At 68.1% G+C, this 13,786-nt stretch carries 15 protein-coding genes; 11 read left to right on the top strand and 4 right to left on the bottom strand.

The window, feature by feature from the left end; all coding sequences use genetic code 11:
* Positions 1–200 (bottom strand): diiron oxygenase (locus ATM97_RS10880; protein WP_218717848.1); only part of this gene is annotated, 200 nt, incomplete at its 3' end.
* Positions 201–300: 100 nt separating this feature from the next.
* Positions 301–1,158, bottom strand: a complete 858-nt coding sequence (locus ATM97_RS10875; protein WP_308248444.1) for an oxygenase MpaB family protein — start codon at positions 1,156–1,158, stop codon at positions 301–303.
* Between the two features lie 176 nt (positions 1,159–1,334).
* On the opposite strand from ATM97_RS10875, the gene ATM97_RS10870 reads away from it, so the two are divergent.
* Entirely contained in the window at positions 1,335–2,078 is a 744-nt protein-coding gene (locus ATM97_RS10870; protein WP_218717847.1) for an oxygenase MpaB family protein, read from the top strand.
* Positions 2,079–2,126: 48 nt separating this feature from the next.
* On the opposite strand, the gene ATM97_RS10865 is transcribed toward ATM97_RS10870, so the two are convergent.
* The gene (locus tag ATM97_RS10865) at positions 2,127–3,128 is read right to left on the bottom strand and encodes an oxygenase MpaB family protein (RefSeq protein ID WP_218717846.1); all 1,002 of its coding nucleotides are present in this window, start codon (positions 3,126–3,128) and stop codon (positions 2,127–2,129) included.
* Positions 3,129–3,133: 5 nt separating this feature from the next.
* The gene (locus tag ATM97_RS10860) at positions 3,134–4,300 is read right to left on the bottom strand and encodes a thiolase family protein (protein WP_218717845.1); all 1,167 of its coding nucleotides are present in this window, start codon (positions 4,298–4,300) and stop codon (positions 3,134–3,136) included.
* A gap of 433 nt (positions 4,301–4,733) precedes the next feature.
* On the opposite strand from ATM97_RS10860, the gene ATM97_RS10855 reads away from it, so the two are divergent.
* From ATM97_RS10855 to ATM97_RS10810, 10 genes are read left to right on the top strand one after another with little or no spacing between them, the layout of a single operon-like run.
* Positions 4,734–4,958, top strand: coding sequence for a hypothetical protein (locus ATM97_RS10855; RefSeq protein ID WP_218717844.1), 225 nt, complete (start codon positions 4,734–4,736; stop codon positions 4,956–4,958).
* A complete protein-coding gene (locus ATM97_RS10850; protein ID WP_218717843.1) occupies positions 4,958–5,143 on the top strand; it encodes a hypothetical protein in 186 nt (61 codons plus the stop codon). Before ATM97_RS10855 ends, ATM97_RS10850 begins: the two co-directional genes overlap by 1 nt.
* Before the next feature lie 42 nt (positions 5,144–5,185).
* On the top strand, positions 5,186–6,058 hold the full coding sequence (locus ATM97_RS10845) for an MlaE family ABC transporter permease (protein WP_374104847.1): 873 nt from the start codon (positions 5,186–5,188) through the stop codon (positions 6,056–6,058).
* A gap of 1 nt (position 6,059) precedes the next feature.
* Positions 6,060–6,923 (top strand): ABC transporter permease, encoded by an 864-nt coding sequence (locus ATM97_RS10840; protein ID WP_218717842.1) that lies wholly within the window; start codon positions 6,060–6,062, stop codon positions 6,921–6,923.
* A gap of 9 nt (positions 6,924–6,932) precedes the next feature.
* Positions 6,933–8,357 carry an MlaD family protein gene (locus tag ATM97_RS10835; protein WP_218717841.1) on the top strand — a complete coding sequence of 475 codons (1,425 nt, stop codon included), beginning with the start codon at positions 6,933–6,935 and terminating at the stop codon, positions 8,355–8,357.
* Positions 8,354–9,376, top strand: a complete 1,023-nt coding sequence (locus tag ATM97_RS10830) for an MCE family protein (protein WP_218717840.1) — start codon at positions 8,354–8,356, stop codon at positions 9,374–9,376. Before ATM97_RS10835 ends, ATM97_RS10830 begins: the two co-directional genes overlap by 4 nt.
* Positions 9,373–10,386, top strand: a complete 1,014-nt coding sequence (locus tag ATM97_RS10825) for an MCE family protein (RefSeq protein ID WP_218717839.1) — start codon at positions 9,373–9,375, stop codon at positions 10,384–10,386. The genes ATM97_RS10830 and ATM97_RS10825 overlap by 4 nt, the downstream gene beginning before the upstream one ends.
* The gene (locus tag ATM97_RS10820; RefSeq protein WP_218717838.1) at positions 10,386–11,486 is read left to right on the top strand and encodes an MCE family protein; all 1,101 of its coding nucleotides are present in this window, start codon (positions 10,386–10,388) and stop codon (positions 11,484–11,486) included. The genes ATM97_RS10825 and ATM97_RS10820 overlap by 1 nt, the downstream gene beginning before the upstream one ends.
* A complete protein-coding gene (locus ATM97_RS10815) occupies positions 11,483–12,601 on the top strand; it encodes an MCE family protein (protein WP_218717837.1) in 1,119 nt (372 codons plus the stop codon). Before ATM97_RS10820 ends, ATM97_RS10815 begins: the two co-directional genes overlap by 4 nt.
* Positions 12,598–13,782, top strand: a complete 1,185-nt coding sequence (locus ATM97_RS10810) for an MCE family protein (RefSeq protein WP_218717836.1) — start codon at positions 12,598–12,600, stop codon at positions 13,780–13,782. The genes ATM97_RS10815 and ATM97_RS10810 overlap by 4 nt, the downstream gene beginning before the upstream one ends.
* The last annotated feature ends 4 nt before the right edge of the window (positions 13,783–13,786 follow it).

Genomic DNA, 13,786 nt, shown 5'->3' with positions numbered 1-13,786 from the left:
TACCAGGGGTGACGGCCCAGGGGGTCCTCGTCGGGCATGATCCAGCGCGGATCGTCGGAATGGACGGCGAACTCCGGCGACTCCCAGTCGATATCGACATAGGGGTCGAAGTGCTTGGTCACCGATCCCTCGGACAGACCGCGCAGGATCTCGTGATATACGGGCTCACCCGGACGTTTGGCGGCGGTGGACAGCGTCATCGATGTCTCCTCAGTAGGTACTGCCTCCACTTTAGTGGTACCGGCAGTACCATACAAGGGTTGACGCTACTTCGTGTTACACCTACCTTGCCGCGCCCCGCTAGACGAGCGGTTTCCCCGCCGCCCTGCGCCGGCGCATATCGACGACCAACCGCGGGAACGGCTGATGACGCCACCCCGGCGGCAGCGCCGCGAGCACGCGCCCGATACCGCGCATGATCAGCTCGAACGCGCGCTGCCGACGCGGACTCCAGGCCAATCCGAGGCTGTCACGGAAGCGCTGCGGCAGATATCCCGTGACGAAGAAGCGATTCACCCGCCGCCCGGCGATCCGGATGATCCAGGGCTGCGGCCCCAGATCGACGACATTGTCGAGCAGGTACCCGCACACCTCGGCATCGAGGTCGAGCTCACCGAGCATCGAGTCCCAATAGCGGTCGAACGCGGCCCGATCGGCGGGCCACATCTCCGCGGGCATCTGCAGCGTCGTTCCGAACCGCGCGGAATCCTGGTACAGCTCTTCGGCGAAGCCCTCGTCGAGCTCACCGAAGAGCAGCTCGAGACTGTCGCGGGTACCGCGATAGATGCACGCCGCCACCCACAGCTGCAGCCGCGGATCGAAGGCGTTGTACTTCACCGGCCCACCGGGGCGGTTACGCACCTGGCGATGCGAGGTACCGACCGCCTCCCGGAACACCGCCCGATCCTCCTCGGTCCCGAGCATCGCCACCGCGAGGTAGGTCAGAGTCGTCTTGGCACGCTTGCCCGGATTCGTCGCGTAGCTCCCGGATTCGACCGTGCTCTCCACCACGCCCCGGCCGACCGGAAGCAGGCTCAGCTGCATCACGACATTGGCGGGACCACCGAGGATCGCACCGGCGCCGATCAGATAGCGATGTCTGCGCTCGGCGTCGTCGACGGGATGCTGCGGCTGCGCTGCCGCGCGGGGCTGTGCCACGACCAACCTCCAAGAGAGTGAGAGAGTTTCCAATTCAGACTCTCACCCACTCGCCTCCTGCGCAAGACTAGATCAGAATCAAATGTCACATAAGGAGCGGTTTCCTCGCTGTATGGCTATCCATTATCTAGAATTGCGAGTAACTTACTGCTCGCATCGCCACGGAGGGGGCAGTCATGAGCGAGCAGGCCGGACCGTTGTTACGGCGTCATCTCGGCGACCGGCGCTTCCTGCTGACGCTGCCGCGCGCGGTCGGACTGCAAGTACTGCACCCCGTCATCGCCACCGCGCTGGTCGACCACGCGCCACATCGGCTGTGGGAACACAAGAAGCGCACCGTCTCGCAGCTGATCTATCTGGCGCACTCCGGCCGAGCGGCGGACTCGGTGATCCGCTTCGCCCACGAGCACGTGAAAGGCCTCGACGACCGCGGGCAGCGCTATCACGCGCTGCACCCCGAGGTGTTCCTGTTCCAGCACGCCACCTACGTCGAGACGCTGATGACCGCCGCCGACCTGTTCGGCCCCGCGCTCGGCGCCGCCGACCGCGACCAGCTCTACCGCGAGACCCGCGCCTGGTACCGCACCTACGGTGTCAGCGATCGGCTGCTCCCCCGGACCCGGCCGGAGTTCGCCGAGTACTTCGCCGACGCCTGCGCCACCCAGCTGCGGGTCGGCCCCGCCGCGCGCGAACTGCGCGATCAAGTCCTGCGTCCCGATGCGTGGATCGTCCGGCACCTGCCCGCCGGTGCCGCCCGGGCGATGCAACATCCCCGGGCGCTCGAACTGTTCGACGTGCGAACCGGCCGGGCCGATGCCGCCGCACTGCGCGCTGTCGCGATGACGGCACGCCCCGGCTTCGCGATGGCGCCCCGGCGAATTCGCTACGTCTCACAGGCCAGAACACGCACCGGGAGATGATCGGGGCCGCCGGCTCGACGAACCGGCGGCCCCCTCCCCCCTGACTGGTCAGACGATCGCCTTGTGCTGACGGATGCGGCGCCGCACATCGGCCATCATCGCGTTGGTGCCGGAGAACCGGATGAACCGTGGGATGAACCGATTGACGAATCCGACGAACAGGAACAGATTCTCGAACCGCCGCTGATCCGAGGCACTCCACTCGATACCCATCTGCTCCTGGAAGTGCGGCGGCAAAAATCCCGCCGTCAGGAACCGCAGCAGCCCGCCCAGCAGCAGGCGCAGCGACCAGTGGATCATCCGCAGGTGCAGCAGATCGTCGATGTAGGCCCGGAAATCGTCGTCGCACACCACTTCTCGGCATGCCTGGACCCAGTACGCGTCGAAGTCGGCGTGGGTCTCGGGCCACATGTCCGGATGGACCTGCAGAGTGGTGCCGAAGGTGTCGGCGCCCTGGTAGAACTGCTCGAGCTCGGCCTCGGTCATCTTGCCGCACAGCAGCTGGTGGGTGTCCTCGTAGCCGATGTAGATCGCCGCCGCCACGTACAGCTGCAGGTGACGGTCGAAGGCGTTGTACTTGACCTTCGAGTTCGGTCCCGACCGCACCTGCCGGTGTGCGACGTTCACCGCCTCGCGCATCGCCCGCTTCTCCTCGTCGGAGCCGAGCACCGCGACCGCCAGGTAGGACGCGGTGGTGCGCAACCGCTTCCACGGGTGCACCATCAGCGCCCCCGACTCGACCTTGCTCTCCATCACCCCCGCCGCGACCCCGCGGTGGGCGAACTGCATCGCGACATTGGCCGCCGCACCCGCGAACGCCCAGAAGTCGAGCGCGTCGGCCAATTGCGCGGGCCGTTTGCGCGGCGAGCGATGGGTATCGGGCAGGGGGATCCGCACCTGCGCGAGCGTCAACGGCGCGTGCGTCGCCGGCGCCGGTTCCGACAGTGCGCCGGCGCCGGGCCCGGGGACGTGGCCCGGCCCCTCGGCCACATACCTGTCGCTGGTGGGGTCGTCGTAGTCGGGTTCACTGGACTTCGCCGCGGTGTTCATCGCCGTCACAGCCGTTCGATGATCGTCGCGTTGGCCATGCCGCCCGCCTCGCACATCGTCTGCAATCCGTAGCGACCGCCGGTCTGCTCGAGATGGTTGACCATGGTGGCCAGCAGCCGGGTGCCCGATCCGCCGAGCGGATGCCCCAGCGCGATCGCACCGCCGCGGGGATTCACCCGAGCCGGATCGGCGCCGAGTTCGTGCTGCCACACCAGCGGCACCGGCGCGAACGCCTCGTTGACCTCGAAGGTGTCGATGTCGTCGACTGTGAGCGAGACCCGCTCGAGCGCCTTGCGGGTCGCCGGGACGACCGCGGTCAGCATGAGCGTCGGATCGTCGCCCGCCACCGCGAACGAATGGAACCGCGCGCGGGGGGTCAGTCCCAGCTTCGCCGCGACCCGCTCGCTCATGATGAGCGCGGCCGAGGCGCCGTCGGTCAACGGCGAGGAGTTGCCCGGCGTCACCGACCAGGAGATCTCCGGAAACCGTTCCAGCGCGGCGGGATCGGTGAACGCGGGCCGCAGGTTGGCCAGACTCTCGACGGTGGTGCCGGGCCGAATCGTCTCGTCCGTGTCCAGGACGCCGGCGGAGCTCAGCTCGGCGTCGAAGCCGCCCGCCGCCGCGGTGGCCGCCGCCAGCCGGTGCGAGCGAGCCGCGAACTCGTCGAGGGTGGTGCGATCCAGTTTCCAGCGGGCGGCGAGGATCTCGGCGGCAATGCCCTGCCCGATCAGTCCGGCCGGGTAGCGCACCGCGAGCGGGCCGCGCAGCGCGTCCTTGCCCTGCGCGTTGGAGAACATCGGCGCGCGGCTCATCGACTCCACGCCGCAGGCGATCGCCACGTCGTAGGCGCCGGCTTGCACGCCCTGGGCCGCGAAGTGTACGGCCTGCTGACTCGAGCCGCACTGCCGATCGACCGTGGTGGCGGGCACGGACTCCGGGAAGTCCGCCGCGAGCACGGCGGTGCGGGTGATGTTGCTCGACTGCTCACCGCTCTGCGTGACGCACCCGCCGATCACATCGTCGACCAGCGCGGGATCGATCCCGGTCCGGTCGATCAATTCGGCCAGCACTCCGGCCAGCAGGGTCGCCGGGTGCACCGACGACAAGCCGCCGCCGGGTTTTCCCCGACCGGACGGCGTTCGGACAACATCGACGATGACCGCGGACATCATGATCCTCCTGCGCAACCGCCGACCGTCGGCGGCCTCAACGCCTCTAAGTTAATCATGATTCCGCCAGATTTCATCGATATTTCAACTGCTTCATGCGCCGTAGACGCGATTCAGCTGGTCATGTTACCGTCAATTCCGCATCGTGCGACTGGGGTCGGGGGCGCGATGCAGAGGTCGCGTCGGCGCCGGGCAACGCGGCTTCGGCACCGGCGCGGCCATCGACCCGAGCGGCGCCCGAACCCCGGAAATCTTACCGGCGATTTTGCTCACATTCGCCAGAATCCGTAGTAACTTATCGGAGGCCGATCCTCGCTAGATCAGCCACAGACGTACCCGCCGACGACAGAATGCTCGGCAACATCATCGGACCGTCAGCGACGTCGGCCACCAGCCGTCGACGCCACCGGTCCTGGGAAAGGAACACCGGTACACCATGTTGCGACGGCTCGACAGGCTTCTGAGTTACGAGATGAAGGTCTCCGAATTCCTCGGCACCCTGATCATCATCGGCATCCCGTACGGACTCGTCGGCATCGTCTGGACGCTCACCCACACCTCGCACCTGCGCGATCTCTCCGGCGTCGACCTGGTCATCTCGTTCCTCGGATCGATCGTCTGCTGGCCGGTGCTCACCTTCGCGAATGTGACGATGACCTGATGATGGCACTGGTCTGGGTCATCGACATCGTGGTGACCGTCGTCAAGATCCTCGGTGGCCGCACACAGGTCAATCCCGTTCTGCGCGTAGGTATGTGGATCGCGCTGTTGTGCGTCGCCGCGGTCGGGCTCGCCGCGGGCGCCGGCTTTCTCGTCCTGCTCGAACGCTGGCTGAGCACGCTCTGACACCGCCGCGCTCCGGCGCGGCAAGAAAGGATTCGGTGCGGCGTGACCTCCACCGAGCACTCCCCGGCAGGCATCGCGCCGCCGGAACCCTCCGAGGTCGGCCGGATCGCCGACAGTGTGACCGGCCTGTGGCGACGCCACCCGCAGCAATCGGTCGAAACGCTGGGCAGGCAGGTCCTGCTGGGCCGGGCCGCGATCGCCCAGCTGCTGCTGTCCCTGGTGCAGCGGCGGTTCCCGTTCCAGGAGTTCATCCGGCAGTGCGCCTTCATGGCCAACGTCTCGGCCGTGCCGACGGTCTTCGTCGCGATCCCGGTCGCGGTGGTCGTGTCCATCCAGGTCGGCGCGCTGGTCAACCAGGTCGGCGCGACCACCTTCATCGGCGCGGTGGCCGGCCTGGGCATCATCCGCCAGGGCGCGCCGCTGGTCACCTCGCTGATGATCGCGGGCGCGGTCGGCTCCGCCATCTGCGCCGATCTGGGCTCGCGCACCATCCGCGAGGAGATCGACGCCATGAAGGTGATGGGCGTGGACCCGGTGCGCCGGCTGGTCGCCCCGCGCCTGGCGGCGGCCGTCCTGGTCAGCATGCTGCTGTGCGGGTTCATCGTGTTCGTCGGCTTCGCCACGGCCTATCTTTTCAACGTCTACGCCCAGCACGGCACCCCCGGCTCGTTCATCAGCTCGTTCGCGTCCTTCGCGGTCGCCAACGATCTGCTCGTCGCGCTGGTGAAGGCGGCGATCTTCGGCGCGCTCACCTCGATCATCGCCTGCGATATCGGACTGCACACCAAGGGTGGGCCCGGCGGCGTGGCCAACTCGGTCAACTCGGCGGTGGTCTCCTCGGCGCTGATGCTGTTCGCCACCAACATCATCGTCACCCAGCTCTACAACACCCTGTTCCCCGCGAAGGTGGTGTGAGATGGCCGCCGAGTACATCCCGCCCGTTCTGCGCCCGGTGCGCGCCGTCGGCGCGGCGGCCAAGATTCCCGTCCAGGCCAATCAGCGGCTCGGGCACCAGGCCATCGTCTTCTTCCAGGCCCTCCTCGCCGTTCCGTTCACGCTGCGGCACTACCGCAAGGAAGTCGCGCGACTGGTCGCCGACGTCGGCTGGGGCAACGGTTCGCTGATCGTGGGCGGCGGCACCGTCGGTGTCGTCATCGTGCTGTGCGCGTTCGGCGGCATCACCGTCGGCATGGAGTCCTACTCCGCGCTGAACCTGCTGACCATGGGGCCGCTGACCGGGGCCATCTCCGGTTTCGCCACCACCCGCGAAATCGCCCCCATCCTGGCCACTCTCGCCTTCGCCATCCAGTCGGGCTGCCGGTTCACCGCCCAGCTCGGCTCGATGCGGATCTCCGAAGAGATCGACGCGCTGGAATCCATCGCGATCCGCCCGCTCCCCTACCTGGTGACCACCCGGATGATCGCGGCCACGGTCACCATCGTCCCGCTCTACACGCTGGGCCTGGCGGTGGCCTACCTGGCGACCAAGCTGTCGGTGCTGTTCCTCGGCGGCACCACGGCCGGCACCTACGACCACTACTTCTTCCAGTTCCTGGTCGGCGGTGACGTGTTCTTCTCCCTGTTCAAGGTGGTGGTCTTCGTCCTGATCGCCGCCTTCATCCAGTGCTACTACGGCTTCGTCGCCGCCGGTGGACCCGAAGGTGTCGGGGTCGCGGCGGGCCGGGCGATCAAGATGGTCATCGTCGTGATGGTCTTCACCAATCTCTTTCTCACCCTTGCTATCTGGGGCATCGACCCCGGATTCCGGATCTCGGGATAGGTCGATCGGATGATTCTCGATCCCAGTGGACGCGGGCCGACCGGTCGTCAGTTGACCGTCGCGGGCCTGGCCATGGTGTCCGCGGTCGCGGCCGCGCTGTATCTGCTCGGACTGCGCTACAACGGCGAGTTCGAAGACAAAGTCATCGTCGGCGCCGAGCTGACGAGCACCGGCGACGGGCTACCGCAGCGGGCCGACGTGAAATACCGCGGCATGGTCGTCGGCATGGTCGGCGACGTGGCAATGGTCGCCAAGGGCGAACGCCAGCATGCCACCTTCGAGCTGAAACCCGGTATCGCCGAGACGATCCCGGACACGGTGACCGCGCGGGTGATCCCCGACAACATCTTCGGCGTCTCCTCCATCCAGCTGGTCGACAACGGCGCCGCCACCGGCACGTTGCGCAGCGGCCACACCATCCATCAGGACACCAGCGCCGAGACGATCCAGCTGCAGTCCACGCTCAACACCCTGCGCGACGTGCTCGCCAACATCCAGCCCGATAAGCTCGGCCGGGTGCTGGCGACGCTGTCCGCGGCGTTGGACCCGGGCTCCCGGGTCCCCGGCTCGACGGTGGAACGGCTCGACACCTGGCTCACCACGATCCACCAGATCCCCGAGATCGGTGACCTGCTGGGCAATTTCGGCCAGGCCGCGACCGCGCTGAGCCAATCGGCGCCCGAGCTGGTCGGCGTGCTGGCCGACTCGGTGACCTCGGCGCGCACCCTCAACGAGCACCGCACCCAGCTGGTCGAGCTGCTCACCCAGGGCAATTCCGCGGTCGAGGCCGTCAACAGCCTCTTCGCCGCGAATCCCGATTCCGGCAAGGAACTGGTCTCGGGCCTGGACGGCCTGCTCGGCGGTATCGCCAAGGATCCGGGGGCGCTGCAGTCCGCCGCCGCCAATCTCAATGTCTCGCTGGCCAAGTTGCAGCAGACCTTCACCTTCGGCCCGCGCAAGCAGATGGCGTGGCGCATGGACGTGTCGTTCACCCCGTTCCAGCAGTACACCGCCGAGGACTGCCCACGCTACGGCGAGATGACCGGGCCGCGGTGCGGTGGTCCGACCGTGCCCATCGTCGCGCCGCCCCAGGAATACCCCGCCCAGCTGCTACCCCAACGCCTCGAAGCGGCGGGCCCCGCGCCGGTGCTGCCGTCGGCGCCGATCCCGGGACTGCCGACGCTGCCCGGCATCTCGGTGCCGGCGCTGCCCGGCCTGCCGGTGATTCCCGGCCTGCCCGCCATCCCGGGAATCACCGCGCCCGCCGCGGCGACCGATCAGCCCCCGGCCGCGCAGCCGCGCAGCCTCACCGGCGTGGCCGCGGTGTCGGCGCTGGTCGGCGGGCGGCCGAACTTCACCCAGCTGCTGCTGCTCGGCTCGATCATCGGCACCGTTCCCCTCGTCCCCGACACCGAAGGTGGCCTGCGCCAGTGAAATACACCAAGCCACTGATCGGCTTCAGCTTCTTCGTGGTGCTGACCACCGTGCTCACCTACACCATCTGGTCCACCCTGCAACGCAGCGTCGCGGGCGAGACCAGCTCGTACTCCGCGGTGTTCACCGACGTCCTCGGGCTCCGGGTGGGTGACGACGTCCGCATGGCCGGCGTCCGCGTCGGCCGGGTCGACAAGATCGACTTCACCCCCGAGTACACGGCCGAGGTCGACTTCCGCATCGAAGCCCGCCAGCACCTGACCGACACGACGAAAGCCCTGGTCCGGTACCAGAACCTGATCGGGCAGCGCTATCTGGCCCTGGCCCCGGGCGAGGGCGCGGGCACGGTCGTCCCCGTGGGTGCGCAGATTCCGCTGGACCGCACCGAGCCCTCGTTCGACGTCTCGACGCTGCTGTCCGGATTCGAGCCGCTGTTCAGCGTCCTGCAACCCGACCAGATCAACTCGCTGTCGGAGACGCTCATCCAGGCGTTGCAGGGCAACGAGGTGTCGCTGGCGGCGCTGATCACCCAGGCCGCCCAACTGGCGAGCACCTTCGGTGAGCGCGACCAGATCCTCGGCGACGTCTTGAGCAACCTCAGCTCGGTCCTGGCCGGTCTGGCCAAGCGCAGTGGCGAACTGGAAACCCTGATCACCCAGACCCGCAGCCTGATGGACGGGTTGTACGCCGAAGGACAGTCGTTGAAGAGCTCCGTGGAACGCGTCGCGGGCGCGACGAACTCCCTGGTCTCGCTGATCGGCGAGGTCAAGCCCGGCCTGGGCGCCGCGCAGCGCGACGCCACCACCGGTGTGATGATGCTGCTCTACAACGGCGCGGCGCTGGACCGCGGCGCGGTCGAGCTGCCCGACTTCCTCAACGGCGTGGCCCGCTTCACCAGCTACGGCACCTACGGCAACGCCTACATCTGCCGGCTCGACGTCTCGCTATGGGGTGTGGTGCTGCCCGAAGGCCTGTTCTCCCAGGTCGGCGGCAACTCGCAGTCGGGGGTGTGCCGATGATGCGGGCACGAGTTCCGGAGTTCTGGCGGCGCAACCGCTACCTGCGTCTCGGCCTGTCCGCGGCGCTGGCGGTGGTGCTGTTGCTCGGTGGGTCCAGCCTGCTCGCCCAGGTCCGCCTGGGCGACAAGACGATCGACGCCGAATTCGCGCAGGCGGCCGGCGTGCGGCCGGGCGCGACGGTCGACATCGCCGGCATCGAGGTCGGCGCCGTCCAGGCCGTGCGGCTGGTGAACGACCGAGTGGAAGTCGCGCTGCGAATCCGCGGCGACATCCGCCTCGGTCCCGACGCGCGCGCCGCGATCAAGATGTCGACGATCCTCGGCCGCCTGCACATCGAGCTGACCCCGGGCAACGGAAAAGGGCTGCCCGGCAACCGCATCGCGCTCGACCACACCTCGGTGCCGTACAACCTGAGCAAGGTCGTGCAGGATCCGAAGTACACCTCCTCGTTCGAGCGCATCGAACGGATCGACCCGACCAAGCTGCGCACGGCACTGGATGTGCTCAACACCCAGCTCGGCGACTCCCCCGCGCTGGCGGTGCAGGCCCTCGACAGCATCGGCGCGCTGGCGCAGGTGATCAACAGCAGGCGCGACGAGGTCGACACACTGTTGAAGAGCATGGACCAGGTCTCCCAGCTGGTCTCGGACAATCGCAACAGCGTGCTCCTGCTGCTGACCAGGGGTGAGGCCATCGGCGCCGCCGTCCAGCAGCGCCAGACCCTGCTCACCCAACTGCTCGACAATGTCGCGGCCATGTCGAAACTGCTGCAGGACATGGGCATCGAGAACAACGGCGAGCTGGGTCCGTTGATCCAGAACCTCAACACCATGGCCGACGGGTTGACCAAGAACAAGGAGAACCTGGACCGGCTCTACGAGATCGCCCCGGTCGCGCTGCGCCAGTTCAACAACGTCGTCGGCAACGGGCCCTACGGCGAGATCTGGGCGCCGTGGATCTTCCCGGACAACTGGCTGTGCTTCGCGCAAGCCGTACAGGGGTGCAACTGATGAACGCACGACACACGAGCAGGCTGGCGGCGGTGTGCCTGACCGCGCTGCTCGCCTCGAGCTGCGCACTGCTGCCCGACAGCGTGACCGGACTGGGCGATCGGATGGTCAGCCAGCAGAAGCGGATCAGCGCCGACTTCGAGAACGTGGCCGGGCTGTACCCGGGCAACGAGGTCTCGGTGCTCGGCGTTCCGGTCGGCGTCGTCGATTCGGTGACCCCGCGGGGCGGCTACGTGGAGGTGGTGATGTCGGTCGACCGGGACGTACGGATCCCGGCCGAGGCGATGGCGGCACTGGTCTCCCCGCAGCTGATCACCAACCGGCACGTCGAACTGGCCCCCGCCTACACCGGCTCGGGTCCCGAACTCGCCGACGGCGCGCATCTGCCACTGGCGCGCACCAGGACACCGGTCGAGCTCGACCGCATCCTGGCCAATTTCGATCAGCTCGGCGAAGCGCTCAAAGGCGGGAACGAGACCGGCCCGATGGCGAGCCGGATCCTGTTCCCGCTGCTCGACGGCAACGGCGACCGGCTACGCGAGACCCTCGACGAGCTCTCCGCGGCGTTCGAGGTGACCTTCGCCAACAAGGACCAGATCGCCAACACCATCGTCGAGCTCAGCGAGATCACCCAGATCATCGCCGAGAACGACCAGACCGTCCGGGATTTCAGCGGCCGGATCACCGAGCTGATCGCGCTGTTCGGCCAGCAGTCCCCCGGTTTGCAGGCGGTGCTCACCCAGCTCGACGACTTCATCACCAACACCTCCTCGGTGCTGGGCCAGAACCAGGACCAGCTCGCGGGCGCGCTCACCAAGTTCGTGGCCATCGCCGCCCAGATGCGGGCCAACGCCCGCAATCTCACCGAGGTCGTCGATGTCGCGCCGCTGCTGTTCCAGAACGTCGACAACGCGGTCAGCCGGGAACGCCAGGCACTGCGCCTGCACGGTCTGCTCGACAAGATCGTCCTCGACAGCGAGGCACTGTCGCTGTTCTGCGAGCGCGTCCAGATGCGTCTCGACGGCTGCCGCACCGGAAAGATCGCCGATATGGGCCCGGATTTCGGGCTCACCGCCGCGCTGTTGGGACTGACGAAATGAACCTCCGCTCGGCACTGGCAGCCACCCTGTGCGCCGCCGCCGTCGCCTCGACGAGCACCGCGTGCTCGATGACCGTGGCCGACCTGCCCATGCCCGAACCCGGCATCGGCGGCCCCGGCTACACCCTGCACGCCACCTTCCGCGACGCGCTGAATCTGCCCGATCGCGCCCACGTCAAGATCGGTGGCACCGATATCGGTGTCGTCACCGGCATTTCGACGACCTCGTTCCTGGCCGATGTCCAGATGCAGATCCGCGCCGACATCCAGCTGCCCCAGGGCACCACCGCGGAGTTGCGCCAGGCGACGCCGCTGGGCGACATCTTCGTCGCGATGACACTGCCCAGCGCCGAGGCCGCCGGGCCACCGCTGCGGGAGGGCGCGACCATCGGTGCCGAGTACACCGCCTCGGCGGCCTCGGTGGAACAGCTGATGATCTCGATCTCCATGCTGCTCAACGGTGGTGGGCTCAACCAGGCGGCGCGGGTCACCGCCGAGCTGGACTCGATCTTCGCGGGCAAGGCGCCGCAGCTGCGGCATCTGGTCGGCGAGATGACCTCGGTCATCTCCGCGCTCAACCAGCGCACCGGCGACCTCGACGCCACGCTCGGTGGCTTGTCGGTGCTGACCGGTGAATTGGCGAGGCGCAAGACCGAACTCGGTGCCGCCGCGGACAGTTTCCCGCAGCTGATCGGCCTGTTCGCCGAGAACAATCAGGCCATCGTCGATCTGATCAACCGGGTCGCGATCACCATGGACGCGCTCGGCGATTTCAGCGCGACCAACGGGCCGCAGTTCGTCAGTCTCTTCCAGAGCATCCAGAACCTCATGAACGGTTTCTCCCAGATGGGCGACGACCTCACCGGCACGCTGAACGGCTTCCACGCGCTGTACCCGTCGCTGACCGACAGCCTGCGCGGCCCGAGCCTGTCCGTTGCCGCCACCCTGTCCTACCTCGATGTCGGCGCGCTCACCGACCCCACCGGCAGCCGCTGGCCCGAGGCCGGCGACGTGCCCGCGTTCCTGGGCAGCCTCGCCGAGGTCATCGCCAAGGTGATCGGCCGGGTCACCAGTACACCGCAGGCTCCGCAGCCGCAGCAGGAGGGACCCCGATGAATCCACCGTTGTGGCAATGGCTGGTCCGCCATCGCGTCGCGGTCGCCAACCTCGGGCTGGTCGTGGTGCTGATCATGGGCAGCCTGTACCTGGGCGGCGCGGTCCTGCGGTTCGATCCGACCCGCACCCGGTTCGACGTCACCGTGGAATTGGCGACCTCGGGCGGTCTGACCACCGGCAGCGACGTGACCTTCCGTGGCGTGCGTGTCGGGCGCGTCGGTGACGTCCGCGTCGCGGGCGACGGGATCGCCGCGGTCGCCGAGATCGACGGCAACACCCGGATTCCGGTGGGCGGCACCGTCGCCGTGGCCCGGTTGTCGGCGGCTGGTGAGCAGTACCTGGACTTCCGTCCCGCCGGCGAGTCCGGGCCGTTCCTGGTCGACGGCGCGGTCGTGCGCCGGGCCGACACCGCGGTGCCGGTCCAGATGCAGTCGGTGCTGGGCAATATGAGCGGGCTCGTCGCCGGGATGAATCCCCAACGGCTCACCGTCATCGTCGACGAGCTCGACAAGGCCCTGGCAGGCGGCCCGGACGGGTTGCGCAACATGATCTCCGGGCTCAGCCGCGCCATGGCGGGCCTCACCGATCTGCTCCCGCAGACCGAACAGCTCATCCGCAATCTCGAGGTCATCGCCGCGACCACCTCGCACGCGCAGCCCGATCTCGGCACGCTCACCGCCTCGGGTAGCGCGCTGTTTCGCCAGTTCACCGCCGCCGACGCCGAATTGCGGCACCTGCTCGAGCAGGGACCGGGCCAGCTCGCCACCTTGGGCGGCTTCGTCTCCCGCACGCAGAACCCGATCACCGATCTGGTGACGAACCTGGTCGCCATCACTCGGGCGGCCAAGCTGCGCCAGCCCGCCATCGAGGCGCTGTTCCCGTCGCTGAGCCGCTTCGCCGAGGCGGTCGGCGTTCCCGCCCACGACAACATGTACTTCACGATGGTCGATCCCTGGCCGCGCCCGACCTGCGACTACGACACCGTGCCCGTGGTGGCCACCACGCCGACCACCGACACCAGGGTGCGTCTCTACAACTACTGCGTCACCGACAATCCGGCGCTGCAGATCCGCGGCTCGGCCAACGCGCCGCGCCCCGCCGGTCCCGACAACGGCTCCGGTCCCCCGCCCGGCGCCACCGGTAACGAGCTGTCCCAGCCCTCGGTTCCGGCCCCTCGATAAGGAG

The organism is Nocardia sp. MH4 (assembly GCF_019266065.1).
Lineage (GTDB): Bacteria > Actinomycetota > Actinomycetes > Mycobacteriales > Mycobacteriaceae > Nocardia > Nocardia canadensis.
Note: the sequence above shows the minus strand (reverse complement) of the source record. Positions and strands in the feature narration are given on the sequence as shown.

Excerpts from the sequence above, each read along its gene's own strand:
- ATM97_RS10855 (WP_218717844.1), top strand. The coding sequence starts at position 4,734 with ATGTTGCGACGGCTCGACAGGCTTCTGAGTTACGAGATGAAGGTCTCC.
- ATM97_RS10860 (WP_218717845.1), bottom strand. The coding sequence starts at position 4,300 with ATGATGTCCGCGGTCATCGTCGATGTTGTCCGAACGCCGTCCGGTCGG.
- ATM97_RS10815 (WP_218717837.1), top strand. The coding sequence starts at position 11,483 with ATGAACCTCCGCTCGGCACTGGCAGCCACCCTGTGCGCCGCCGCCGTC.
- ATM97_RS10850 (WP_218717843.1), top strand. The coding sequence starts at position 4,958 with ATGATGGCACTGGTCTGGGTCATCGACATCGTGGTGACCGTCGTCAAG.
- ATM97_RS10865 (WP_218717846.1), bottom strand. The coding sequence starts at position 3,128 with ATGAACACCGCGGCGAAGTCCAGTGAACCCGACTACGACGACCCCACC.
- ATM97_RS10870 (WP_218717847.1), top strand. The coding sequence starts at position 1,335 with ATGAGCGAGCAGGCCGGACCGTTGTTACGGCGTCATCTCGGCGACCGG.
- ATM97_RS10820 (WP_218717838.1), top strand. The coding sequence starts at position 10,386 with ATGAACGCACGACACACGAGCAGGCTGGCGGCGGTGTGCCTGACCGCG.
- ATM97_RS10825 (WP_218717839.1), top strand. The coding sequence starts at position 9,373 with ATGATGCGGGCACGAGTTCCGGAGTTCTGGCGGCGCAACCGCTACCTG.
- ATM97_RS10840 (WP_218717842.1), top strand. The coding sequence starts at position 6,060 with ATGGCCGCCGAGTACATCCCGCCCGTTCTGCGCCCGGTGCGCGCCGTC.
- ATM97_RS10835 (WP_218717841.1), top strand. The coding sequence starts at position 6,933 with ATGATTCTCGATCCCAGTGGACGCGGGCCGACCGGTCGTCAGTTGACC.
- ATM97_RS10810 (WP_218717836.1), top strand. The coding sequence starts at position 12,598 with ATGAATCCACCGTTGTGGCAATGGCTGGTCCGCCATCGCGTCGCGGTC.